This window comes from Dyadobacter sp. CY351, from assembly GCF_021502625.1.
GTDB lineage: Bacteria > Bacteroidota > Bacteroidia > Cytophagales > Spirosomataceae > Dyadobacter > Dyadobacter chenhuakuii.
In genome coordinates, this window is sequence record NZ_JAKFFU010000003.1 from 259925 (window position 1) to 285293 (window position 25369).

14 protein-coding genes are annotated in these 25369 nt (G+C 47.9%); 13 read left to right on the forward strand and 1 reads right to left on the reverse strand.

Annotation, left to right across the window (positions count from 1 at the left end; translation table 11 throughout):
- Positions 1-79: 79 nt before the first annotated feature.
- The 13 genes from L0660_RS06705 (at position 80) to L0660_RS06765 (ending at position 24803) form a co-directional block, all read left to right on the forward strand.
- Positions 80-3409, forward strand: a complete 3330-nt coding sequence (locus L0660_RS06705; protein WP_235158734.1) for a SusC/RagA family TonB-linked outer membrane protein — start codon at positions 80-82, stop codon at positions 3407-3409.
- A gap of 21 nt (positions 3410-3430) precedes the next feature.
- Positions 3431-4906, forward strand: coding sequence for a SusD/RagB family nutrient-binding outer membrane lipoprotein (locus L0660_RS06710; protein WP_235158735.1), 1476 nt, complete (start codon positions 3431-3433; stop codon positions 4904-4906).
- Positions 4907-5135: 229 nt separating this feature from the next.
- On the forward strand, positions 5136-5594 hold the full coding sequence (locus L0660_RS06715) for a hypothetical protein (RefSeq protein WP_235158736.1): 459 nt from the start codon (positions 5136-5138) through the stop codon (positions 5592-5594).
- Positions 5595-5699: 105 nt separating this feature from the next.
- Positions 5700-7427 (forward strand): family 16 glycoside hydrolase, encoded by a 1728-nt coding sequence (locus L0660_RS06720; protein WP_235158738.1) that lies wholly within the window; start codon positions 5700-5702, stop codon positions 7425-7427.
- A gap of 22 nt (positions 7428-7449) precedes the next feature.
- Positions 7450-9450: a plastocyanin/azurin family copper-binding protein gene (locus tag L0660_RS06725; RefSeq protein ID WP_235158739.1), complete on the forward strand. Its 2001-nt coding sequence runs from the start codon at positions 7450-7452 to the stop codon at positions 9448-9450.
- A gap of 189 nt (positions 9451-9639) precedes the next feature.
- Positions 9640-10254 (forward strand): RNA polymerase sigma factor, encoded by a 615-nt coding sequence (locus L0660_RS06730; protein WP_235158741.1) that lies wholly within the window; start codon positions 9640-9642, stop codon positions 10252-10254.
- Positions 10255-10372: 118 nt separating this feature from the next.
- Positions 10373-11479 (forward strand): FecR family protein, encoded by a 1107-nt coding sequence (locus L0660_RS06735; protein WP_235158742.1) that lies wholly within the window; start codon positions 10373-10375, stop codon positions 11477-11479.
- A 93-nt stretch (positions 11480-11572) separates the two neighbouring features.
- Positions 11573-15031 carry a SusC/RagA family TonB-linked outer membrane protein gene (locus L0660_RS06740; RefSeq protein WP_235158744.1) on the forward strand — a complete coding sequence of 1153 codons (3459 nt, stop codon included), beginning with the start codon at positions 11573-11575 and terminating at the stop codon, positions 15029-15031.
- 112 nt (positions 15032-15143) lie between these two features.
- Positions 15144-16670: a SusD/RagB family nutrient-binding outer membrane lipoprotein gene (locus L0660_RS06745; RefSeq protein WP_235158746.1), complete on the forward strand. Its 1527-nt coding sequence runs from the start codon at positions 15144-15146 to the stop codon at positions 16668-16670.
- Between the two features lie 26 nt (positions 16671-16696).
- Positions 16697-17629, forward strand: coding sequence for an RraA family protein (locus tag L0660_RS06750; RefSeq protein WP_235158747.1), 933 nt, complete (start codon positions 16697-16699; stop codon positions 17627-17629).
- Between the two features lie 38 nt (positions 17630-17667).
- Entirely contained in the window at positions 17668-19152 is a 1485-nt protein-coding gene (locus L0660_RS06755) for a mandelate racemase/muconate lactonizing enzyme family protein (RefSeq protein WP_235158748.1), read from the forward strand.
- 92 nt (positions 19153-19244) lie between these two features.
- Positions 19245-21518 carry a cation:proton antiporter gene (locus L0660_RS06760; RefSeq protein WP_235158750.1) on the forward strand — a complete coding sequence of 758 codons (2274 nt, stop codon included), beginning with the start codon at positions 19245-19247 and terminating at the stop codon, positions 21516-21518.
- A gap of 39 nt (positions 21519-21557) precedes the next feature.
- Positions 21558-24803, forward strand: a complete 3246-nt coding sequence (locus L0660_RS06765) for a cyclic nucleotide-binding domain-containing protein (RefSeq protein ID WP_235158751.1) — start codon at positions 21558-21560, stop codon at positions 24801-24803.
- Here the strand turns inward: L0660_RS06765 and L0660_RS06770 are convergent.
- Complete coding sequence (locus L0660_RS06770; protein ID WP_235158753.1) at positions 24798-25367, reverse strand: HD domain-containing protein; 570 nt, start codon at positions 25365-25367, stop codon at positions 24798-24800. The two genes, L0660_RS06765 and L0660_RS06770, sit on opposite strands and share 6 nt — an antisense overlap.
- Between the last annotated feature and the right edge of the window lie 2 nt (positions 25368-25369).

Genomic DNA, 25369 nt, shown 5'->3' on the forward strand with positions numbered 1-25369 from the left:
ACCTTACTAGCCCGACACGCGCAAATGGCAGTATATAGGGTGCAGAATTTTAGTTCAACAACCGTTAAAATTCATTTTTATGCGAAACAAACTTTTACCACTAATTGAAAGCCGGAAAATTCCGCGGCTCTGCCAGCAAGGATTAGCAATGCTGCTCATTTTCCTGGCCACTTTCGCAGCACCAATGGCCAATGCAGCCAAACCCGACCGAACCATCACCGGAAAGATCAATGACGAAAACAGCCTGGGATTGCCGGGCGTCAGCGTCGTGCTCAAAGGAACAACATCCGGCACAATCTCCGATTCGGAAGGGCGCTATACCGTTACTGTGCCCGACAATGCAGCCACATTGATCTACTCTTATGTGGGCTATTTGTCGCAGGAAGTGGCAATTGGCAGCGAGTCAGTTATCGACATTCTTATGAAACCCGACGCCAGAAACCTGAACGAAGTGGTAGTTACGGCCCTGGGTATCAAGCAGGAAACGAAAAGATTGGGTTATGCCGTCCAGGAAATAAAGGGCGGCGACCTGGATAAGGCGCGCGAGACGAACTTCGTCAGCGGACTGGCCGGAAAAGTGGCAGGTGTGCAGGTCATGAGCAGCCCAAGCGGCATCGGCGGATCAGCACGTATAACCATCAGGGGTGACAAGTCACTTGATATCAATAAAAATCAACCATTGTTCGTGATCGACGGGGTGCCTATCACCAATGCCTTGACGGGGTCGAGCGGCCGCGATTTTCAGGAACTGGACTATGGAAACGGTGCATCGCTGATTAATCCGGACGATGTGGAATCCATGACTGTGCTGAAAGGTGCGAATGCATCGGCGCTATACGGATCACGAGGTGCAAATGGTGTGATCGTGATCACAACGAAATCAGGTAAAAACAGCAAAGGGCTGGGCGTCTCGGTGAATGCGGGCGTGACTTTTGAAAACCCATTGATCCTGCCGAAATTCCAGCGTAAATATGGCCAGGGAAATAACGGTGAATTTTCGTTTGTAGACGGAAGCGGCGGTGGGACCCGTGACGGCGTCGACGAAAGCTGGGGACCGCAAATGGACGGCCGCCTGATTGCACAGGCCAACTCTCCTACTTCCAACGGTTACCGCGGCGGCGACATTTCACTGGTCGATGACGGCATTTTGGGCTCCCCTGCCGACCTGGCAGCACGCGGCACCATTACACCAACACCTTTCGTGCCGGGAAATAATCTGAAAGACTTTTACGAAACAGGGATTACCAACAACACCAACGTTTCGGTGACCGGCTCGAACGAAAAGGGCGATTTCCGTCTTTCTTACACACTTTTGGACCAAAAGGGAATCATTCCCAACACCGACATCAAACGCAATACATTTGCATTGAACTCGGGCTATAACCTGTCCCCGAAATTAAGCGTGCGTATTTCAGCAAACTACGTGCACAGCCAAAGCGACAACCGCCCTAACCTGACTTATGGAACGGAAAGCATCATTTATCTCCTGCATTGCTGGATGGGTCAGCACGTGGATCTGAACAGTTTGAAGGATTACTGGATTCCCGGAATGGAAAACAGACAGCAATATAACTTCAACTATAACTATCACGACAACCCGTATTTCAACCTTTACGAGAATACAAACAGCCAGAATGCCAACCGTATTTTCGGAAATATTTCTCTTAAATATGATTTTACAAGCTGGTTGAGCCTGCAATTACGCGGCGGAACGGACTTTAATAACGAGCTCAGAAAACGTCGCAGGGCATTCAGTACGCAGCGTTTCCCTTTCGGAAGTTATCGTGAAGAGCGCGTTCGGAACGGTGAATCCAACTTTGACTTCTTATTAAGTGCTAATAAGGAGTTCAGCGAGGATTTTACATTCGGTGCAAACCTCGGCGCTAACCGCCAGATCAGCAACACGAATAACCTGGAAGTAACTGCTCCCCAGTTGCTTATCCCCGGTATTTTTAGTTTTAACAATACAAGAATCCCACTTGTAAGCTCCATTGACGACATTAACAAGGTCATTAACAGCGTTTACGGATCGGTGCAGTTTGGTTATAAGAATTTCCTTTTTCTCGACGTAACAGCGCGTAACGACTGGTCAACGGCATTAACGCTTCCTATGGCAGCCGATTCACTGGGGCAAACGATCAATTCCTATTTCTATCCATCGGCATCATTGAGCGCCGTGGTGAGCGATGTAGTTACGATGCCGGAATGGGTTTCGTTTGGTAAGGTCCGCACGAGTTTGGCACAGGTTGGTAATGATACGGATCCTTATCGCTTTACTTCCGGTTACAGCCGCGATAATCCATGGGGAGACTATCCGATTTACAACTCCACCAACAGGCTTGTTAACTACAATTTGAAACCGGAAATCAGCACGTCATTTGAAATCGGGACAGAATGGCGTTTTCTGAAAGGCCGCGCCGGACTTGATTTCACTTTTTATAATATTAATACAAAAAACCAGATCCTACCATCCGTTCCGGTTTCCATTACCTCCGGTTTTGGCGACAGGATCGTAAATGCGGGTGAGATCAGGAATTACGGTTATGAAGTAATGCTTACAGGCACTCCTATCCAGACTTCGGATTTCAAATGGGATGTCAATGTAAACTGGTCGGCAAACAGAAGCAAGGTTGTGAAATTTGATGGAGAAGTGACTGATTATCAAATGGCTGAACGCCATGGCGTATCCATTCGGGCACAAGTAGGTGAGCGCATGGGTGATATGTATGCCATTGGTTTCAAGAAAGTGGAAGACAAGAACAGCCCTTACTTCGGACAGCAGATCTTTAACGAATCGGGACGTTTCATGGGCACCAGCAAGCTGGTAAAAGTAGGAAACTACAACGCCGACTGGATGGCCGGAATCAGGAACACATTCACCTATAAGAACGTCAGCCTGAGCGGATTGCTTGACATCCGTCACGGCGGTCAGATCTTCTCCGAAACATTTGTAGTAGGTCTGGAAGCCGGACAGCTGGAAGAGACACTCGAAGGACGTGCCGATGGCTACGACATTACCAAGGCTGGCAACGGCGTAATTGGTAAAGGTGTGATCGAAAATGCGGACGGAAGCTATCGCGTGAATGATGTGAAACTCACTGCCAGGGAATATCACCAGTCACGCACGGGTAATCGCGACATTCCGCAAGGCGGGATTTTCAACGCTTCCTATGCCAAATTGAGAGAGGTTCGTTTGGGATATGCTATTCCAGCGAGATATCTGTCACGCGCAAAGATTAAGGGACTTAATGTTTCCGTTGTGGGACGAAATCTTGCAGTTTGGAGCAAAGTGCCGCACGTGGATCCGGAAACTTCTTCGCTGAGCGGCGGCACCATCGTTCCTGGTATTGAATCAGTTGGAATGCCTACCACACGCAGCTGGGGCTTCAATCTTGGATTTACTTTTTAACTGAGGCAAACATTTAAGGATATGAAAAAGATAAGACAATATACATTAATGATCCTGGCCGCCGCCTTCTTTCTGCCGGCTTGTACAGACAATTTTGTTGAGAAAAATACAGATCCCAACGCCATCACGGCCGTAACGCCGGATCTGCTGCTGCCGGGCATTATCCGCACAGCTGTGAACCAGATGGTCGACCAAAGCTGGTCCATAGGCAACATTGTGATTCAGCATACTGCCAAAATACAGTTCGTATCAGAAGACCGTTACACCTGGGGCGACCGCGACGGACTTTGGGAGAATATGTATAACAACCTGCGGAATGTGCAGCTGCTCATCGAGATCAGTGACCGCAACAAAGCCAATAATTACAAAGGAATTTCGCTCATTATGCGCGCCTGGATGTACTCTTTGCTGACAGACGCTTACGGAGACATTCCCTATTCAGAAGCAACGAAAGGGGTAACTGGCATTTTGCAACCCAAATACGAAACGCAGGAAGCAGTGTATAACGGCATTCTGGCCGATTTGAAAACCGCCAACGAAATTCTTGGACCGGGAGAAGTCGTTGTGGGAGACTTGATTTATAATGGTGATGTAAGCAAATGGAAAAAACTGGCAAACAGCCTGCGCCTGCGTTATCTGATGCGGATTTCCAATGTAAAGGATGTGAAAGCGGATATGCAGGCGATCATTGACAACCCAACTGCAAACCCTGTTTTCAGCGATGCCAACAAGAACGAAGACAACGGAGTTTTGCGTTATCTTACATCCGCTCCTAACCAATTTCCCTTGTATACGGCGCGCCAGGGGTCTTTTGATGAATTTCGTTTAAGTAAAAATCTCGGAGACAAGCTCACCGCATTGGCCGATCCGCGCATCGCCATTTTTGCACAGCCCACCGACGCATCCGTTGCTGCCAACGCGCCCAAATACGTAGGCGTCCCCAACGGCCTGAATGAAGTGGCAGCCCTGGACTATAACGGCGGCCCCAACAATGTGTCGCGTGCAGGATCATTATTCTACAAAGGTTCGATCACAGAAAGAGGCTTGAATGTTGCCAAGGGCTACATTATGGGTTATCCGGAACTGCAATTCATTTTAGCTGAGGCTGTGAAGAAAGGTTTGGTAAAATCGCCGAAGACGGCAAAGATGCATTACGAAGAAGGCGTTAAAGCTGCATTTGGCTACGCAAATATCACAATGCCAGCTAATTACCTCACAACTCCCGGCTCGGCCTATTCCGAAACCGATGCATTAACATTGATCGGCACTCAAAAATGGATCGCGCTTTTCTTCACAGGCCTGGAAGCTTGGTTCGATTGGAGAAGGACCGGCATCCCAACCATCACCCCAGGCGTCGACAACGTAAACAGCGGTAAAGTCCCCGTCCGCTTCGCCTATCCAAGAAGCGAACAAACATTAAACCCCACCAGCCTGGCCGAAGCCGTAGCAAGACAAGGCGCCGATAACTACAACACCAAAGTGTGGTGGGACAAATGATACTATAATCTTTTTTTCACTCCTGTTAACAAAAAGACCGCCCTGAAAAAGCGGTCTTTTTGTTTTCCCGCAAACTGTAAATTCACTACGCAGGATAAGGCATACCAGCCGTTAAAAAATCAGAATGCTGATCAGCAGTTATTTCCTCCTATCATGCATTCCATTGCAAACAAGGTAAGCTAACTTCAAATCTGAAACCATGAAAAATCCGTCCCCAATCCGTGCTTTAATGCTTTTATTTCTTATTCTGGCCATGTTCTCTTGCAACAGAGCAACCAGGGACGTTGCACAGCAAACGTTCCTGTATGACGCTGCAAACCTTGCAAACCAACACAATGGATTTTATACAAAAGCTGGCCAGGTTGACGTTGCTGCGAAAGATGTGGAGGACCAGCGGGAACTGTCGATTACGCTTCATAATGGGGCAGCAAGCCCGAAAAATATTAAAATTTTTCAGAAAAAAGAGGCAAAGTCGCCTGATTTAAAGTCGGGGAAATATGAAGTGTTGTTCCTGCGCTCGGCGCTGATCTTCAATGATCCTGCGACCGGACAAAGCGTCGAATTCGTCGTCAAAAATGAAGACTTCGATGCGTTGAAAGCGAAGTTACCAACCAACTATTTTAATAAAAATGCAATGGAAGTGATTGGCATTGCTATTTACGGCAAACCTGACGTTTTAGCTCTATGAAGAAAACCCTATTTATTTAAAAATTAATTACAATTTAACGGGATATATTAGTAGCAAAATGCGAACTTCGCTTTTTAATTGTGAACAATACACTTAATATATCCAATGCGTCATTTGATTCAGAAAGTTTCCATGCTTTTTCTGACTTGTCCCATAATGGTTATGGGCCAGACAGCGAAAGGAAATTACTCCCTGCTTCCCTTAAAAGACCTCAGCTCATTTGAAAGCGCCAGCCCCAACTGGTCCGTGCAAAGCGACGTGGCAATTCACCCGACGGGGAACGCAAAACCCAAAACCAAATCCGGCGAAGGCATCCTGATCGGCAGTCCGGGTAAACCCCTCACAACCAAGTTGAAAGCGGGTGATATGCGCCTTTCAACCGAATTCATGGTTTCGCCAGGCGCGGAAGGTTACATCGTACTCCCCGGCGGACAAAAAGTAAGAATCTCGGATAGCAGCCAGCAGCGCGATGCCAATGCATCCACCTCCGGTTTTATCGGACAATTTCCAACACAAAACGCTTCAAAAGCACCCGGGCTCTGGCAAACACTTGAACTCGTTTATGATGCAGCTGTTCCGGGCGTTGCCAATTCGGCACGTTTGAACCTGCTTTCGCTGAATGGCGTGACGGTCCTTGAAACAGTTTACCTCCCGAATTCACAAGCCACTGCCGAAGGCAAGCCGCTTTCATTTGAAGTAAACAAAGGAACGATTGCTTTCAAAAACCTGGGTTACCAGTTGCTGGCAAGCCGTAAGACATTGACGTTGAACAACCTTGCCTACAAAGTTTACTCCGACAAGTGGGATGCGAAGGAATACAGCAAGCTTTCACATGAAGGCAAGTCACCCGCATTAACGCAGGAAGTAACGAACGGGATGCGTGAGTTTCACTTGGTTTACGAGGGCGATATGGATGTGCAGGAAGCTGGCGAATACATTTTCACAAGCGTTTACTCAGGACCGATGTTCGATTTTGAGGTGGACGGAAAAAGTGTGATGAGCCTGGGTGAAAGCACTTCACAGGAAACGCATACAGGTTCTGCTAACTTGACGCAGGGAGCACATAAGTTTAAAATACATTACTCACGTTTTCCGTGGAGACAACCTGCTTTGGGACTTCGCGTGGAGAAGGCGGGCATTCGTCCTTACGACCTGCATGTGCTTTCATCGCTTCCTGAACCCGAGCCAAAGCCTTATATCAGCGTCACGCCCGACAAACAACCTGAAATGGTGCGTTCATTTATCCAGATCGATGGCGAGAAATACAAACGCACACATTGCATTTCAGTAGGAAGTCCGCAGGGATGGAGCTACACGATCGACTTGAACCGCGGCGCCATGTTGCAGGCTTGGCGTGGGAATTTTGCCAATGTTACCGAAATGTGGTACGAAAGAGGTGAGCCGCAATTGCTGACTCCTGCTGGACTAGCTGTGCATGTTTCAGGCAGAAGCAGTCTGGCCGTTTTGGCCGATAAAGCAACGACCTGGCCGGATTCTTCAAACATTAACTTCCTGGGCTATAAAATCAACCCGGAAGGATTTCCTGTGTTTCGCTACGCCATTGGTTCTGCAACCGTAAGTGATCAGATCATATCCAATGACAAAGGAATGTCCCGTACATTCACGGTTGAAGGCAAGCCAAACGGAGCCATTTACTCACTGCTGGGTTCAGGAAAGCAGATTACCGACCTCAAAAACGGCCTTTTCCAGATCGATAACCGCTATTATGTTCAGGTAAACCAGAAGGCACAGGCTATGGTAAGGCCTGCGGGAGATAATCAGGAGCTGGTGTTGCCAGTGTCCGATTCGGCAACATATACGATGTTCTGGTAACCATATTCTTAGATCTCAATCAATGAAAAATATACTATTAACGACGCTGATTTCACTGGGATGTGTCTCGGCGTATGCGCAATCCAAGCAAAATAAAGAGGATGATTTCTACCGGATCATCACCATTCCAATTCCCGAGAACATTAAAATGGAAGTTGGCGGCATGCAAGTGCTTCCCGATGGCCGCCTTGCCACGTCTACGCGCCGCGGTGAAGTCTGGATGATCGGTAACCCCTATCTGAAAGGCGACGGACAGCCATCGTTCCACCGTTTCGCATCGGGCTTGCATGAGCCGTTGGGGCTTTTATATCGTGGAAAAGACTTCCTCATCTCCCAACGCGGAGAAGTTACGCGTCTGGTGGATACGGACAATGATGGCATTGCCGACGTTTATGATTCTTTTGCAAAATGGCCATTATCAGGCAATTATCACCAATATTCCTACGGCCCTGTGCCCATGCCAAATGGTGAGCTGCTGGTAACATTGAACCTCGACTGGGTAGGACGCGGTGCGAGCCAGTCTAAATGGAGAGGCTGGATGCTAAAATTGGGAGAAGATGGCAAATTGACCCCCTATGCAACAGGTTTGCGCTCCCCTTCCGGCTTCGGTTCGTACAAAGGCGATATTTTTTATACTGAAAACCAGGGCGACTGGGTTGGCTCCGGCCGTATGACGCATCTGGAAAAAGGCGATTTTGCAGGAAACCCGGCTGGTTTGCGTTGGAGCAAGGAAGAAGGTTCACCTGTGAAACTGACTCCTTCCGACGTCCCGAACACAGGCGAGCCACTTTATGATGTTGCCAAAAAACTGCCTGGCTTGAAGGCGCCGGCCGTTTGGTTCCCGCACACGCTCGTGGGAATCTCCACTTCGGATTTCAAGGAAGATGTTACTAACGGCGCGTTTGGTCCGTTTGCAGGACAAATGTTCGTGGGGGATCAGGGACACAGCATTATTACGCGCGTGGATCTGGAAAAAGTGAATGGCGTATGGCAGGGAACCGTTTTCCCTTTCCGTGAAGGGTTTATGTCCGGAATTTTACGGATGGAATGGGGATTGGATGGCTCTATGTTTGTAGGCCAGACGAGCCGTGGCTGGTCGGCAACCGGTAAGCAGGAATTCGGCATTCAGCGACTGGTATGGTCAGGTAAGATGCCATTTGAAATGAAAAACGTGCGTTCTATGCCGGATGGTTTTGAAATTACATTCACAAGCCCGGTCGACAAAAAAGCGGCTGCGGACCAGGATGCTTACAAGCTCAACAGCTTCACTTACAAATACCACCAAACCTACGGCAGCCCGATCGTTAACACGCAGGAAGTGCCTTTGAAGGGAATTGTAGTTTCAGAAGATGGCTTGAAAGTGCGTTTGGTGCTTGATCCGGCCCTGCTTCGCAAGGGTTATATTCATGAAATCAAGGCGGAAGGCGTGAAAGGTGCGGATGGCAATTCATTGTTGCATGCAACCGGTTATTATACATTAAATGAAATCGCGTCGGGCAATCCGGTGAATGCATCGGCATTTACAACAACGGTTAAGGCAGCTGCGGTTGACCACAGTGCCCACACTGCTGCCAGTGCATCCGCAGAACCGGCTAATTCGGCACCGTCCGCAAAACGTGTGGTGGAAATGCCTGCAAGCTGGACCAACGGCCCGGATCAGACGATTACGATCGGCACCGTTCCAGGATTGAAATTCGATATTTCTGAAATTCAGGTGAAAGCTGGGAGCCGTGTTAGAATTGTCTTTAATAACAATGACGATATGCTCCATAACTTGGTGATTACCAAGCCTGGAACTGCCAATGCGGTTGGTGAGGCAGGACTTAATCTGGGCTTGAAAGGCTCGGAATTGAACTACGTTCCCAGAACAAGCGACGTTCTGTTCCATAGCAACATTGTGGAGCCTGAAAAATCCGAAAGCATCTATTTTGTTGCGCCAAAACAGACTGGCACTTACCAGTATGTATGCACATTCCCAGGACATTACACATTAATGCAGGGCAAATTGAAAGTGACCAAGTAAGATTCAAATCCCGAGTAAATGGCTGTGCTGCACAGATTCCTGTTCAGCACAGCCATCTTTTTCCAAGTTCTTCCTCCCATTTTTTATTAAAATCACACTTCCTGAAATATTAAAAAAGAATAAAACTACGTGCCGCTTTCAATAGCATAATTCATTGAAATTTTAAAACAATGTTAATGGTTCAAAGTTTTGAATAACGAAGCAAACATATCAAACCTTTCTGACATTAATATCCAGCTCTGGCAGCGTTTCAAGGCTGGCGACTCTGCCGCATTGGGGCAGCTAGCTCAGGTGCATTACCGCGCTCTTTACAACTACTCCACCAAATTTTCATCTGATCCCGACTTCATCCGCGATTCTATCCAGGAACTATATCTCGAATTATGGGAACGCCGCGAGCATCTTTCAGAAACCGCATTTGTAAAATCCTATCTGCTCAAAGCGCTGAGACACAAGCTGATCAAAGAAAGCATCCGTCTGAAACGCTTTCAGGAACCGGGTCAGGAATATTTTGATATCGTGCAGGATGATGCGCCTGTCGAGTCGCAGATCATTGCGGATGAAAGCGCTCACTTCCGGTCCAGTCACCTGCAACGCATTATTATGCTGCTCTCCAAAAGGCAGCAGGAAATCATTTACCTGCGTTTTTATCAAAACCTTGACAACGAAGACATTGCCCATATTATGGGTTTGGGACGTCAAAGCGTTTCTAATCTTTTGCACCGCACATTGAAAGATATCCGGCAGATATGGGCACCCGCGCAATTTGTATGGGCTTTATTTGTTTTCGCATCCCTTCCTTAAACCGCGCATTCACGCTACTGTAAGCGGTTTTATCACTATTTCAAAAAATATTTTCATTTTTTTGGTTATATCGATCCAAAAAACGGACATACATATTTAAAGACCTTACGCTTTATTTATGGGTTACCGCCATCATACGGTTGAAGACTTCGCCAGAGATGAAAGGTTCCGGAAATGGGTGATAGCCCCTACTCCGGAAATCAGTGCATTCTGGATGAAATGGATCGCTGAAAATCCGGATAAGGCCGTAGAAATCGGCATGGCGAAAGAACTCGTGCTGACTGTATCCGACATGTATCAGGATAACCTGAGCGATGCAATGCTGCAACATGAAATCGGAGAAATTTGCAGATTGGCCGAGCGTCAAAAACATACACACAAGCACAGAAGCTTTAACCAATTACTCGCAGAACCACTCTGGCGTGTCGCTGCCATTTTTGTGTTCGTGTCGGCAGTGGGTCTGTGGTTTTATAAAACGCACAATCGCCCGGATGTTCCCGCCCTGGTAAGCTCGAAAAGCAGCTCGGTTGACTCTATAATCGTGCAAAAAAATGCCACTGAAACAGAAATGACGGTTTTTCTGAGTGATAATAGCGTGGCAACATTGTCGCCGGGAAGCACAATATGTTACCCCGTCACATTTGCACACGGAGAAAGAAAAGTCGTTTTAACCGGCGAGGCATTCTTTGATGTGGCCAAAAATCCTGATCGCCCATTTTTGGTTTATACCAATGAAACCGTAACCAAAGTGCTGGGAACAAGCTTCCGGGTGAAGGCATTGGATCAGGAAAATACGGTGATGGTGCTGGTCAGGACCGGCCGGGTGTCTGTTTACCCAAAAACAGAATATGAGACGCTGCAAAAGAAACCGGATAAGAAGGTTTCAATGATTGTGCTCGATCCTAATCAACAGGCCGTATTTAACCGGAAAGAGAACAAACTACTAAAAGGAATGGTAATCAACCGGCAGCTACTATCCGAGCTTTCGGTCCAGAAGGAGCTGATTTTCGATGATATGCCTGTGTCCCATGTCTTTAAAGCTTTACAGGACATGTACGGGATTGTGATTGATTATGATCATGATATGCTCGCGAATTGCAGCATCAGTGCCCAGTTCAATGATGAAAACCTTAAACAAAGACTCAGTGCGATTTGCCAGGCAATTGACGCTGGTTATGAAATGGTGAACGGCAAAGTTGTCATCACCAGCAAAGGGTGCAACTAAACAAACATTGCTAATGCCATAGGCTGTGGCATCATGCGCCCTCAGTGAATTTTTAGTGCCAATTTTTCAAGTACCAAACTAACCATTACACGTATGAACAAACATCGACTCTTGTCCCGGCTGGTTTGCAGCGCGATGCGAATGTCACTTTACCAATTATTAATTGCCTTTATCTTTGCACACCTTTCGCTTGCGAGGGTTGTGGGCGCGCAGGATATGCTGAACCAGAAGGTCACGATCCAGGTGAACAACCAGGAGATTAAGATGGTGCTTAACAAGTTGAACAAGCTTACGCAGGTCCGGTTTACGTATAATTCGGCGCTAATCCGCTCACAGCAAAAGGTTTCGATCAATGTAGTTGATAAAACGCTGGCGGACGTGCTCGACCAGCTTTTCAGGCCTATTAACATTGCCTACAAGATTGAAGGCAAGCAAATTGTGCTGACCAAAGGCAATGCAGAACCTGGCAGCGTGATTCCAGGCATCACAGACAATCGTACTTCCATTGACCGGACCATTACGGGAAAAGTGTCAGACGAAAAAGGCCAGCCGCTTCCAGGCGTAAGCGTTGTGGTAAAGTCAACGAAAGTGGGCACTGCTACCAATACAGAAGGGACTTATCAACTAAGCGTTCCGGATGCGGGCGGCGTTTTGGTGTTCTCGTATGTGGGCTACGCGCCAGAAGAAGTGACCATCGGAAATCAGACCACTTATGATCTCTCCATGAAACCTGACGAACGCAATCTGGAAATGGTTGTTGTTACGGCCCTGGGCATCAAAAGGGATGCAAAAAAGCTGGGTTATTCCACTGCAACCGTTAATACAGAGGAACTTACAACAAACCGCACGACAAACCTGGGAAACAGCTTGCAGGGAAAAGTGGCCGGCTTGAATGTAACGCCGCCAGCAAGCGGACCGGGCGGATCGACTAAAATCCGTATTCGAGGCCAGTCGTCTTTCGGAGGAAATAACTCGCCGCTGATCATTGTGAATGGCATTCCTATCAATAATAGCAGCGTGTCTGCGGGCGGATCGAACGGAAACGGAACGGGTAACCCAACGGGAGGCTCGTCGGATGGCGGCGATGGTTTACAAAGCATTAACCAGGACGACATTGAGTCCATGACCGTCTTGAAAGGTGCGGCTGCGGCAGCGCTTTACGGCTTCCGAGCAAAGGACGGCGCCATTATTATTACAACCAAAAGCGGAAGCAAAACAACGGGCATCGGCGTTGAGGTGAATTCCAATTTCCAGGCACAGCAAGCATTGGACTACACCGATTTCCAATACGAATATGGTCAGGGCGAGTTTGGAAAACGGCCCACATCAACCGCAGAGGCACAAAGCTCAGGCGTATTTGCATTCGGAGAAAGAATGGACGGCGCGCCTACGCCGCAATTCGACGGTAGCACACAGCCCTACTCGCCCAATAAAGATCGTATCAAGAACTTTTACCGCACCGGAACCAGCTTCACAAATTCGGTTGCCCTTTCGGGAGGGAATGAGAAGGGAAATTTCAGATTGTCATTTGCAAACACGGACGCGAATGCCATCATGCCAAATTCTGACTACCATAAAAAGATCTTTAACCTGGGTTTGAATTACAAATTCTCGGATAAGCTTTCTGCACAGCTGAATGCGAACTATTCGAATGAGCATAACAAGAACCCACCCCAGATCGGGATCCAGGATATGAATGCGAATACGACCATTTACACGATGGCAACGAGCATTAATTCCGACTGGCTGAAAAACCGCAAGGATGCAAATGGAAATGAAATGCCACTGGCGCGTTTTACAAACCGGAATAACCCGTACTGGGTGGCATACGACCGCTTTGAGAATGTGCGCCGCGACCGGATTTTTGGAAACACATCCGTGCGATATGATTTTACAAGCTGGCTGTTTGTGCAGGGACGCGTTGGGCAAGACTATTACACCCGTCCATACAACTACAACCGTCCTACCGGAACGCGCTCGATCAGTGCCGTTACGACAGGATTTAATGGTTATTATTATCAGGATGTAGCCACTTTCCGTGAGCGAAACCTGGACATTCTGATCGGCGCAAACCGTACTTTCGGTGATTTTGGTATAGATATCACCCTCGGTGGCAACCAAATGCTACAAGTGAGCGACAATGTCTCGACGGCGGTCACCAACTTCTACGTGCGGGATCTGTATACCATAGCAAATGGTCAGGTTAAAACGCCAAATTATGGATATAGCAAAAAGAAAGTAAACTCGATTTACGGAGCTGCTGAATTTTCTTTCAAAAACTTTCTTTACGTGAATGTAACAGGGCGTAATGACTGGTTTTCAACGCTGAACCCGGAGTCAAACAGTTACTTGTATCCATCTGTCAGCGCGAGTTTCGTTTTCAGTCAGGCATTTGCCAATGCACCTAACTGGCTGAATTATGGCAAATTGCGCGCAGCTTATGCCGAAGTAGGTGGTGATACAGATCCCTATTCCAACAACCTGTATTATGGTATCAATGCAAACCCGTTCAATGGCACTGCGTTAGGCACTTTTCCGTCGACGGTGAGCCCGAATGCGAATTTGAGACCACTAAAAGTGAAAGAAACGGAGGTAGGTCTTGAAATGAAAACTTTCGATAACCGGCTGAACATTGATCTTTCATTATACCGAAAAAACACGGTTGACGAAATCCTGAATGTAGACATTTCAAATACTTCCGGGTTCAGCCAGACCAAAGTGAACGTGGGTAAGCTGCGTAACCAGGGCGTTGAATTTTTGTTGACGATTGTTCCTGTGAAAACCGATGCTATTACCTGGGAAACCGGTTTCAACGGAAGCTACAACATTAGCAAGGTGATCGAGCTGGCAGCTGGTCAGCAGCGATTCGATGTAGGAACCGGAGAATTTTTCGGAATTGTTTCGCACGAAGTAGGCAAGCCATTGGCTTCGCTTCGCGGATTTGACTACAAAAGGGACGCACAAGGCAGAATTATCACATCAGGCGGCCTGCCCCAGCAAGGTAACCTCACCACATTCGGAAGCGCTATACCGACATGGGTTGGCGCCTGGGTGAACACAATCAATGTGAAAGGACTACGGATAGGCACGCAGATCGATTTCAAGGCGGGTAACAAAATACTTTCCAACTCCAACCTTAATTTCCTGCGTGAAGGTTTGTCGAAATCATCCCTGGCCGGACGTGAAGGCGGTGTATTGCTTGAAAGCGTAAAAGCAGATGGTGCCCCGAATGATACGAAAGTGGAAGCAGAGCAGTTTTACACGGCATACAGGAGTACTAACCTGGCATCACCATTTGTTTACAATGGCGCGTTTGTGCGGTGGAGGTCTATCACGATCGGCTACGATCTTTCACGGTTTGTGAAAGAAAAAACTTTCATAAAAGGACTGACGATTTCTGCCATGTGCAACAATGTGCTGATGATCAAAAAATACATCGACAACCTCGATCCTGAGGCCCAGGTGTCTTCATCCGACAACTTGCAAGGCATTGAAACCCACACGCTCCCAACCACCAGAAGCTACGGTCTCAACTTAAACTTGAAATTGTAAAGGAATGCTAACAAACCGACCATTCACTCATTCAGTCATTCAGTCATTCACTCATCGCCCGGCGACCCGGTCACTCATCGCCCGGCGACCCGGTCACTCATTCAAAATTAATATGAAACATCTACCCAAATATCTAATCATCCTCACCCTCCTGGCAACTTCCTGCGACAAGGGTTTTGAAGAGGTTAACGTAAACCCGGTGCAGGCTACCAGCCTCGACCCGATCTATTTTTTCTCCAATGCTGAATTTTCCTCTGCCATTGCAACGCATAACTATCAAATGCAAATTGTACAGCAGATCAATACGCCCTTTACCGGTGTCGTTGAAGGCGGAAATCATAATGTCGTTTCGGATCCCAATTCGAATGCCAATTTCAATTCGCTATACCTGCAAAATGGCCCTGTAAACCTGTTGACGACAGTTATTTCACAGACCAAGGACGATGCGGCCCGGAGTAATTTGTACAACATGTCACGAATCTGGAAGGCGTATGTATTTATGGTTTTGGTTGATACATACGGCGACGTACCCTATTTCCAAGCGGGAAAAGCATTTCTGGAAGGTATCAATTTGCCAAAATATGATGATCAAAAACTGATTTATGAAGATATCCTAAAAGAACTGACAGAGGGAACAAAGGCGCTCGACGCTACAAAACCGATCGAAAGCGGAGACCTTTTCTTCAAAGGCAACATTGCACAATGGAAAAAACTTGGCAATTCGCTATTGCTTCGTGCTGCCATGCGTTACACAAAATTGGATCCTGCCAAAGCGAAGCAATTTGTTGCCATTGCGGTTGATCCGGCCAACGGAGGCTTGCAAGATTCTAATGCTGATAATGCCTATATCGCGTTTAACAGCACATTCAATCATCCGCTTGCCGGCTATTTTCAGGGAACCGAGCGTGGTAATGTGTATATGGGCAAAGCATTTATTGATTATCTGAAAACGACTGCCGACCCGCGCCTCAAAGTGATCGCCGTGAAGTACGAAGCGCCCGGCAACCCGATCGCAACGGCTGGCGCAGAAGATACCAACCCCGCCAACCAGGAAGGAATGCCGTATGGTTACAACGAATCAACCATTACTAGCGTGGCCGGATTTCCCGGAAAAATTGGCTCTGCATTTAAATACTCACAGATTAATCGCAGAACGGTCGGAAAAATCGACGCACCCGAGTTTTTTATTACCTATTCCCAAACTTCGCTTCTATTAGCAGAAGCTGTGCAGCGTGGCTGGGCAACGGGAAATGTAAAAGCACTTTATGAGGCTGGTGTAAAGGCTCACATGGCGCAAATGGCAACTTATGATGTGTCCGCAACAATTCCCGAGGCTGCCCAGACTGCGTATCTGACTGCCAACCCATTCGTTCCGGCGAAAGCTTTGGAGCAGATCAATTGGCAATATTGGGTTTCCTCGTTCCTGAATGGCTCAGAGGCCTGGGCTAATTTCCGCAGAAGCGGTTTTCCTGTGTTGCCAATCAATATGTACCCAGGTAAAGATCCTTCGGTAAAGGACTTTATCAAAAGACTGGTTTACCCGGTGCGCGAACGTTCGGTGAATGAAGCTAACTACAAAGAAGCAGTAGCAAGAATGGGCCCTGACGAGCTTGGAACGCCTATTTTTTGGGACAAATAAAATTACTAACCCTTAATTTTTTACTTATGCTAAAACAAAACCTGCTTGCGGGAGCGCTTGTGCTGTTTGGTCTTACAGCCACGGCGCAAGCTATCTCACCTACTCCTGATCAGATCAAAGCCTACACGTCGGCGTGGAAGGGCGAGCGATCCCCGGATGGCCGGCCGAAAGTGTCCGATGCGATCCTGGCCAGATTGAAAAACATTTCCATGGAAGAAGCATGGGGCGTGTTACGGAACAAAGGTTATCACAATCAGTTCGAAGGCGAATGGCAGCTGATCTATCCCGACAGCGCCATGACCGGGCGCGTGGTAACTGCCCAATATGTTCCCTCCCGCCCCGATTTGGAGGCCTTAGTAAAGGAAACGGGCAAAAAGGAAGGCCGCGTACAAACGGGCGGCACCAATTCCTGGCCTATTGATGTGCTCAAAGACGGTGACGTTTACGTAGCGGACGGCTATGGCAAAATCGCTGACGGAACATTGATCGGTGATAATCTGGGGAATTCCATTTACGCTAAGTCCAAACGCGGCGTCATTTTCTACGGCTCGGTGCGTGACGTGGAAGGATTGAGTGAGATTAAAGGCTTCAATGCCTGGATGAAGGGCCAGGACCCATCTTATATTCAGCAAATGATGCTTACTAACATTAATACGCCCATCCGCATCGGTCGTGCTATTGTACTGCCTGGTGATGTGGTTTTAGCTAAAAAGTATGGGACGATCTTCATTCCGGCCCATCTGGCGGAGGAGCTCGTGCTAACCTCCGAGGTTACTGCGCTGCGTGATGAATTTGGACATTTAAGGCTCAAAGAAGGAAAATATACGCCTGGTGAAATTGACACAAAATGGTCTGCCGTAATTCAAAAGGACTTTTTGAACTGGGTCAACAACTATCCGGGCAAACTGCCTATGACCAAGAAGGAATTGGACGATTATCTCAAAGAAAGGAATTACTAAGGGCGATTGCCAAATTGCTAACTTCTAAACCAACACTTATGAAAAGCATTTTAACAGACATTATTGCTTCTAACAAAAAAGTTGAACAAGCGGAGAAAGTCGCCGCAGCTGCCGAGATCAGTAATCCCACCACCAAAGACAGCCGACGTAACTTCCTGCGCAAAACAGCCGTCGGTGGGATCGCGCTGGGCGGCTTTATGTCCATGTCAACCGAAGACACCATTGCACAAGCCACTTCAAAGGTCAATCGCGCTTCAAAACCTTCCGAACTGAAAATAACAGATTTGCGCTACTGCATTGTTCAGAATGTTGGCCGCACGCCCATTATCCGCATTGATACGAATCAGGGAATTTATGGTTTGGGAGAAGTGCGCGACGGTGCGGACGAACGTTATGCATTGTTTTTGAAAAGCCATTTATTGGGACAAAACCCCTGCAATGTCGAGCAGCTTTTCAAATCGATCAAGCAGTTTGGGTACCATGGTCGCCAGGCAGGCGGCGTCTGTGGCGTTGAAATGGCGCTTTGGGATCTTTGCGGAAAGGCTTATAATGTGCCCTGCTGGCAGCTTCTGGGCGGTCGTTATCGCGATAAAGTGCGCCTTTATGCAGATACGCCGGAGTCCAATGACATCAATGAGTTCAAAGAAAAGATCAAATTCAGAACGCAGGATCAGGGCTATACCTGGCTGAAAATGGATGTTTCGATCGGGATGCTGCGGAATAGTGAAAACAGCGTTGTGAACAATAAGGTATGGGGCGGCGGATTTTCCCAGTGGGCTGGCGACTATCATTCCTATGCCAACACGAAACACCCATTTACAGCGATCCAGATCACGCCGAAAGGCCTGGACGAAATGGCCAGGGTCGTGGAAGATGTGCGTAGCGTTGTAGGTTACGAAATCCCGCTCTCCACAGACCATTATGGCCATTTTGACCTTAATAACGGCATTCGGCTGGGTAAGGCGCTGGACAAATACCGCCTCGCCTGGCTGGAAGATATGGTGCCCTGGGAATATACCGACCAGTGGAAAACCATTTCCGACGCTTTGGAAACTCCCACATTAACCGGCGAAGACATTTACCTGAAAGAGGGTTTCAAAGCATTGATCGAAAAACGCGCCGTGGACATTGTACACCCCGACCTGGCTTCTTCGGGCGGTTTGCTGGAAACCAAACGCATCGGAGACTATGCCGAGGACAACGGGATTGCGATGGCCATGCACTTTGCGGGCACACCGGTGAGCTTCATGGCCAATGTGCATTGTGCAGCCGCCACGCAGAACTTCCTGGCCCTCGAACACCATTCCGTGGATGTGCCCTGGTGGGAAAGCCTGGTGAAGACAACGGACGGTCGCAAACTGATTGACAAAGGCTATGCACCTGTGCCGCTGGAAGCGCCCGGACTTGGTATTGAACTGAACGAAGAAGAAGTTAAAAAACACCTGAATCCGAAGGACAAAAGCTTCTTCGCCCCTACGCCGGACTGGAACGACAAGCGCTCTCACGACCGCTTATGGAGCTGAAAATCTAAATACGGGTTTCCATTCTTAACGGTCTGGAAACCCGCATTCAGCATTTATTCGCTATTTTGCGTGCTTTACACTCATTACTGACAATGAAGAGCATTCGCAATATACTTTTCTACACAATTACAATTGGTGCCTTTTCCGCTTTGCTTTACTTCTTTATCCGGCAAGGCCAAACCCTGGAAAAAGCAGACTTACTAGCCAACAACCCAGCCTCCACAGCGTCGTCCTGGGACCAGTTCACAGACACTTTCAGTCATAACCTGACACACCCGCTCGCTACCCTGCTTTTGCAGATCATTACGATCATCCTGGTCGCGCGGATTTTTGGCTGGATCTGTAAATCCATCGGGCAACCTACTGTTATTGGTGAAATAGCCGCAGGTATTTTCCTCGGCCCGTCGTTGCTCGGCATGTATTTTCCCGAGTTCTCAACATTTCTGTTTCCTACGCAATCGCTGGGTAACTTGCAGTTCCTGAGCCAGGTGGGGCTGATCCTTTTCATGTTTATCATTGGCATGGAGCTGGACCTTAAAGTCCTCAAAACCAAGGCACAGGAAGCGGTCGTGATCAGTCATGCGAGCATAATCCTGCCATTTGCGCTCGGTGTAGGGCTTGCATTTTATTTATATCAACAATTTGCCCCGGACGGCATCAGCTTCCTATCCTTCTCCCTTTTTATTGGTATAGCGCTCAGTATCACGGCCTTTCCGGTTCTGGCCAGAATTGTTCAGGAGCGTGGGCTTTCACGTACGAAGCTCGGCATGATGGTAATCACTTGCGCTGCCACCGACGACATTACCGCATGGTGTATTCTGGCCGCCGTAATCGCTATTGTCAAAGCAGGTGATTTTGTGAGCTCCATATATACAATTCTTCTGGCGGCTGCCTATGTCCTTTTCATGCTGAAAGTGCTGAAACCCATTCTGAAACGCTTGGGTGACCATTACTCCTACCGCGAAGGATTGACGAAACCGGTGGTCGGTTTGTTTTTTCTTGTCCTGATATTTTCTTCCTACTGCACTGAGGTCATCGGCATTCACGCCTTGTTCGGAGCATTTATGGCGGGGGTGATCATGCCTGCGAACCAGAGCTTCCGAAATCTGTTTATCGAAAAAGTGGAGGACGTTTCCATGGTCTTGCTGTTGCCGTTATTCTTCGTTTTTACGGGTTTGCGAACGCAGATCGGCCTGCTGAATGATCCTTACCTCTGGCAAATCACGGGATTGATCATCCTCCTGGCGACAACCGGAAAGTTTATCGGCAGTGCTGTTGCGGCACGTTTTGTAAATCAATCCTGGCGAGACAGCTTAATTATCGGTTCCCTCATGAACACCCGCGGGCTTATGGAGCTTGTTGTACTGAACATTGGCTATGATATAGGCGTGCTATCGCCTGAAATCTTTGCAATGATGGTCATTATGGCTCTTGCAACTACTTGTATGACCGGCCCTGCCCTGGACCTGATCGACCGTTTCCTGCCTGAAAATAAATCAGAGGCATCAGAAACAGTCATCGAGGAATCCAGATTTTCCATTCTGATCGCATTTGCAAGTCCCCAGGGAGGACGAAAAATGATGCGCATTGCTTATCATTTTATTCAAAAACAACTTCAATCACACCACATTACAGCATTGCACCTGTCACCGAGCAGTTACCTGAACCAGGTGAACACAGAAGAATATCAGCGGGAAACATTCCGGCCCATTACCGAAGAAGCGGCCAGTCTGGGTGCAACATTAGCAACGGTGCTGAAACCATCGCAGGACATCGAGCACGACATTATCGAAACGGCCAATGGCGGAGACTATGACATGCTGATGATCGGGATCGGACGCAATGTTTTCGAAGGCACATTTTTAGGAAAAATCCTGGGTTTCACTTCCAGGATGATCAATAGGGAAAGGCTTTTTGACACCATTACGGGCAAGGAAAAACTTTTCCACTCGGGTGTTTTTGACGAACGCACGACGCACATTATCAAGTCCGTAAGGATTCCGGTGGGCATTTTGATCGAGAATAAGCTCGAAAGGGCTGACAATATATTTGTGCCGATCTTCTCACCGGATGACAAGGTTTTGTTCCAATTCGTCAGAAAGCTCGTGTTGCACGAAAATGTGAAGCTTACCGTCATGGATCCCACCAATGCTGCCAGCCAATCGCCTGATATCCAGGCAGAGCTGGACGCCATAAACGGACTTGGTAATGACAGGGTCACGCTGTATAACGAGAATGTCCTGGAAAAGGATTTCCTGCTCGAAAAAGACGTGATGATCATCAGTCTGGAAAGCTGGAAAAAGGCCGTTGAGTCGCACAGCCTTTGGTTATCGCACTGCCCATCCGTTTTGATCGTGCGGGGATAAGTGTTTAATTTACATAAGCGACGACAGCATTCCGAACATATGATATCCCAGATTAAGAATAGCAAGATTTTCAGTTCTATCAATCCCCAGACGATCCTTTTTTTCTTTCATAATTTCTTTATCAATGTTGGGACAACGCTGGTCTACGTCTCGGCCAACGTTCTTCTGCTCGAAAATCATCCCGAATATTCCCTGCCCATCGCCTATGTAGCAGCAGCACTTGCGGTTATGGCGGCGGGGAAAGTGTACGAATATTTTGAGCACCATTTGCTTCTGAAAAGGTTGAGCCTGGGTACGATGCTGTCTTCACTGCTAATGGTCCTGGTGGTGATGGGCCTGCTCTGGGCGGGTCATGGCATTGCTACGGCCATTGCCATTATGGTGGGTTACCGGATCATTTACCTGCTCATTAACCTGGAATTCTGGGGCCTATCTGCATTGGTTTTTGATGTACGCCAAAGTAAAAGGCTGTTCAGCGTCATCGGATCGGGCGATATGCCTGCTAAGGCGCTGGGTGCGGTTCTGGCGGTTCTGATCCATTCTCCGTCTGTTTTAATGATCCTGCTGGTCATTTCGCTCGTATTTTTTGCCCTCGCATTTTACACCCAGATCCTGACTTTCCGGTTCACCGAAATCCCGAATCCGCACCACGCGAGGCCAAGACAAATCACCGCCTCGGACTCCAGGATCATTGAAAAATACTTTGGCGGAAATAAGCTCCTTACGTCACTTTGTCTGGGTATGGTGTTCGTTGCGGCAGCCGCGACCTGGATTGAGTATCATTTCTTTGTGAATGTAAAATATAAATTCCACAGCCAGCACGATGTGATCGTGTTCGTGGGAACGCTGCTCGCAGCCACTTATATCATTGCTACATTTGTAAAATTGATTTTCTCGGGTAAAACGGTGGAACGGTTCGGGGTTAGGCTTACGCTGTTTCTGTTGCCGCTGACGACCATTGTTATCTCGCTCGGACTGCTCATATCATCCTATTTCAGAAAGGACGAGCCTTCGCTGCTGGTGTATTATTGTGCCGCTTACCTGTTGTTTGAACTGGTGCGAAGAACCATTTTCGACCCCGTTTTCCTGGTGTTGTTTCAGCCGCTTTCCACCAAGACCCGCTTGAAGGGACATACATTGGCGAAGGGGCTGTTTGAGCCATTGGGTATGCTCATTGCCGGCGCATTGCTATGGATCATTTACACGCAGAAGCTTAGCAATATCAGCCTCACATTCGACCTTTCCCTCCTATTCGCGGTGGCGGCGCTGATCATATTCCGCAAAGCTTATGGCCATTACATTCAGGAGTTGAAAAGCGCGATCAGCAAGCGTTTCATCCGCAGCGGCGAAATGGCTTCGCCGTCGGAAGCATTGCCCATTATTACTGAAAACTTAAAGAGCGACAGGAAAGAGGAAGTGCTGAATGCGATTGACTGGCTGGCCCGGAACAAGGAATCTGTCTTCCGTAAGAATGTAGATTTCCTATTGAAAAATCCGTTTACTGCAGTTCGCCTGAAAACATTACAAACGCTCGCCGGACTTGAAAAACCGGAGCTCTCGGAGACGTTTTTAAAATACATTGAGACTGAACCTGACACAGCTTGCCAGACACTGGCCGTCAGGATTGCAGCATCCAAATCGCAGCTTACCGAAGAGCAGCTGGCGCGTTTCCTAGCGCATGAAGATCTGGACATTGTGAAGGGGTCGATCCTGGGAAGCTGGGAGGCCGGAAAAGCGTTGCCGCTGATCCATGGGACATTGCGTCGACTGTTTCTTTCGGAGGGTGAGCAGGCACAACTGGTGGCGTTGGACTGTGTCAAAATTACGGGTCTGAAAGCACATGAAGAGTATGTCAAAATGTGCCTGCGGAGTGGGTCGGAAAAGGTTCGGAACTATGCTTTGGAAGTAGCCGCAACTGTGGGTTCCCCGCAACTTTTACGTGAATTGAAGCCATCGCTTACCGGCTCTCTTAACCGGCAAACCGTTGCGTCGCTCATTAAATCCGGCGACTCGGGCATTGGTATTGTAGAGGAATGGCTGCAAAATGATCCTTCCCGAGAGCGTATGCAAACGCTCATTAAGGTGGCCGAAAAAACGAAACACGAATTTATACTTCAAATACTTTTTAAACTTATTAAAAATATTTACCATAATATAAATTTAGTTAACTCAGAAAGTTCAATACATTCTAATAATATAGACACTTATATTCACCGGGACGCATTGAAAGCATTGACAAATTATTCCCTAATGGCTGATTATAAGCACATTATTTCTGAATTTGTAGAAAAAGAACTATTTCACGCCTCCATGCTCCTGAACGGGATGGATGAGCATGAAGCGGATGAACGCTGGAATAACACCCTGGATTACGAACTGGAACTGACAAGTCAGCGTCTTTTTTACCTTTTCATGATGCAGTATGATAAGGACGCTGTGCAAAATGCCTGGAAGGGAATCCGGCATGCGTCCCGCGAGAAGCGGGCCAATTCTCTTGAAATGATCGAGAGCCTTTTGCCGCGCATGCTGTATCCGTCGCTGCACGCATTGTTTGAAAATATCCCTATTCAAAAGAAACGGGAAGCTTTGCGCCAGTACATGGGCAACCAGGAATCGGGCGTATCATTAGTGCCTTACATTCTGACCCAGAAAGAAAAATTATTTACCGAATGGACCATTGCGCTGGCGATTAACAAGAGCCATACGGACAACGAAATCGCGCTCATCGGAAGCTTCACCAGCCACACTTCCCGGCTCATCAGGGATGCCGCGCGGTTGAAATTGGGCGTATCGAATACACAAGCTACAGGCCTTAATCTCACAACAACAACCATGAAACACGCAGAAACTTCACAGCAAATTTCGGAAATGGAGCGAGTGATTGTTCTAAAAAACACCCAACTTTTCGCCCAGACCCCCGAGAATGTCCTGAGCTCCATTGCGCCGATCATGAAGGAAATCACTTACAGCGACGGGCAGCAAATTTTTGCAAAAGGAGATCCCGGCGATTCCATGTACATTATATATACGGGGCAAATCGGGATTTACGACGGCAAGAAACAGCTTGCATTATTTGATAAGGGAGAGATTTTTGGCGAGCTCGCGTTGCTCGATACGGAGCCCAGATCTGCTACAACAATTGCTGAAACGGACACACTCGTTTTCCGCATTGATCAGGAAGATTTCTTTGAACTGATGGAAGAGCGTGATGAGATCCTGAGAAATGTGCTGCGTATCCTTTGCCAGCGGATCCGCGTGCAGAACGAGAAAATGCGGCTGTTATAACAGGGTTTTCAAGCGCTCCTGCTTGGGAATGTCCCGCAGGCGCCGTGCCGATTCTGTCCAGTAAGCATGACCGCTAATGAATGTTTTTTGTAAAGCATTCCATGATTCAATGTCGGAAACCATATCACGGACTTTGAGCTCCCGATACAATGTTTCGGCGATCTGCTCGAAGTCTGCACGGCCGAGATAATCCAGGTCGGCGTCACAAATGATTTTTTCTAAATGTGTTTTCGGGCTCTGTGGGATCCGGGTGGCCATGATCATGCCGCAGATGACTTCGATCTGATCCGCATTGTAACCAAAGCGGGTCAGCGACTGGTGCACAATGTCACATCCGGCCTCCTCATGGCCGTGGTAGGTGACCATAAATCCTGAATCGTGGTACAAAGCGGCTGTTCTGAGCAGGTCAAGTGCTTCGGGATCGGTTACGCCTTCAAGCCTGGCGAGGTGCAATGCTGCATTAGTGACGTCCAGCGTGTGGTGCAGGCCGTGATAATACAATGTGTCGGGTAATTTCCGGCGAAACTGGTCAACGATGTAAATTTCTGCTTCCTGAACATTCATGG

Bases quoted from the DNA above. Each gene is read 5' to 3' on its own strand.
- L0660_RS06750 (WP_235158747.1), top strand. From the start codon at position 16,697: ATGCTAAAACAAAACCTGCTTGCGGGAGCGCTTGTGCTGTTTGGTCTT.
- L0660_RS06760 (WP_235158750.1), top strand. From the start codon at position 19,245: ATGAAGAGCATTCGCAATATACTTTTCTACACAATTACAATTGGTGCC.
- L0660_RS06705 (WP_235158734.1), top strand. From the start codon at position 80: ATGCGAAACAAACTTTTACCACTAATTGAAAGCCGGAAAATTCCGCGG.
- L0660_RS06765 (WP_235158751.1), top strand. From the start codon at position 21,558: ATGATATCCCAGATTAAGAATAGCAAGATTTTCAGTTCTATCAATCCC.
- L0660_RS06770 (WP_235158753.1), bottom strand. From the start codon at position 25,367: ATGAATGTTCAGGAAGCAGAAATTTACATCGTTGACCAGTTTCGCCGG.
- L0660_RS06745 (WP_235158746.1), top strand. From the start codon at position 15,144: ATGAAACATCTACCCAAATATCTAATCATCCTCACCCTCCTGGCAACT.
- L0660_RS06710 (WP_235158735.1), top strand. From the start codon at position 3,431: ATGAAAAAGATAAGACAATATACATTAATGATCCTGGCCGCCGCCTTC.
- L0660_RS06735 (WP_235158742.1), top strand. From the start codon at position 10,373: ATGGGTTACCGCCATCATACGGTTGAAGACTTCGCCAGAGATGAAAGG.
- L0660_RS06755 (WP_235158748.1), top strand. From the start codon at position 17,668: ATGAAAAGCATTTTAACAGACATTATTGCTTCTAACAAAAAAGTTGAA.
- L0660_RS06715 (WP_235158736.1), top strand. From the start codon at position 5,136: ATGCTTTTATTTCTTATTCTGGCCATGTTCTCTTGCAACAGAGCAACC.
- L0660_RS06740 (WP_235158744.1), top strand. From the start codon at position 11,573: ATGAACAAACATCGACTCTTGTCCCGGCTGGTTTGCAGCGCGATGCGA.
- L0660_RS06720 (WP_235158738.1), top strand. From the start codon at position 5,700: ATGCGTCATTTGATTCAGAAAGTTTCCATGCTTTTTCTGACTTGTCCC.
- L0660_RS06725 (WP_235158739.1), top strand. From the start codon at position 7,450: ATGAAAAATATACTATTAACGACGCTGATTTCACTGGGATGTGTCTCG.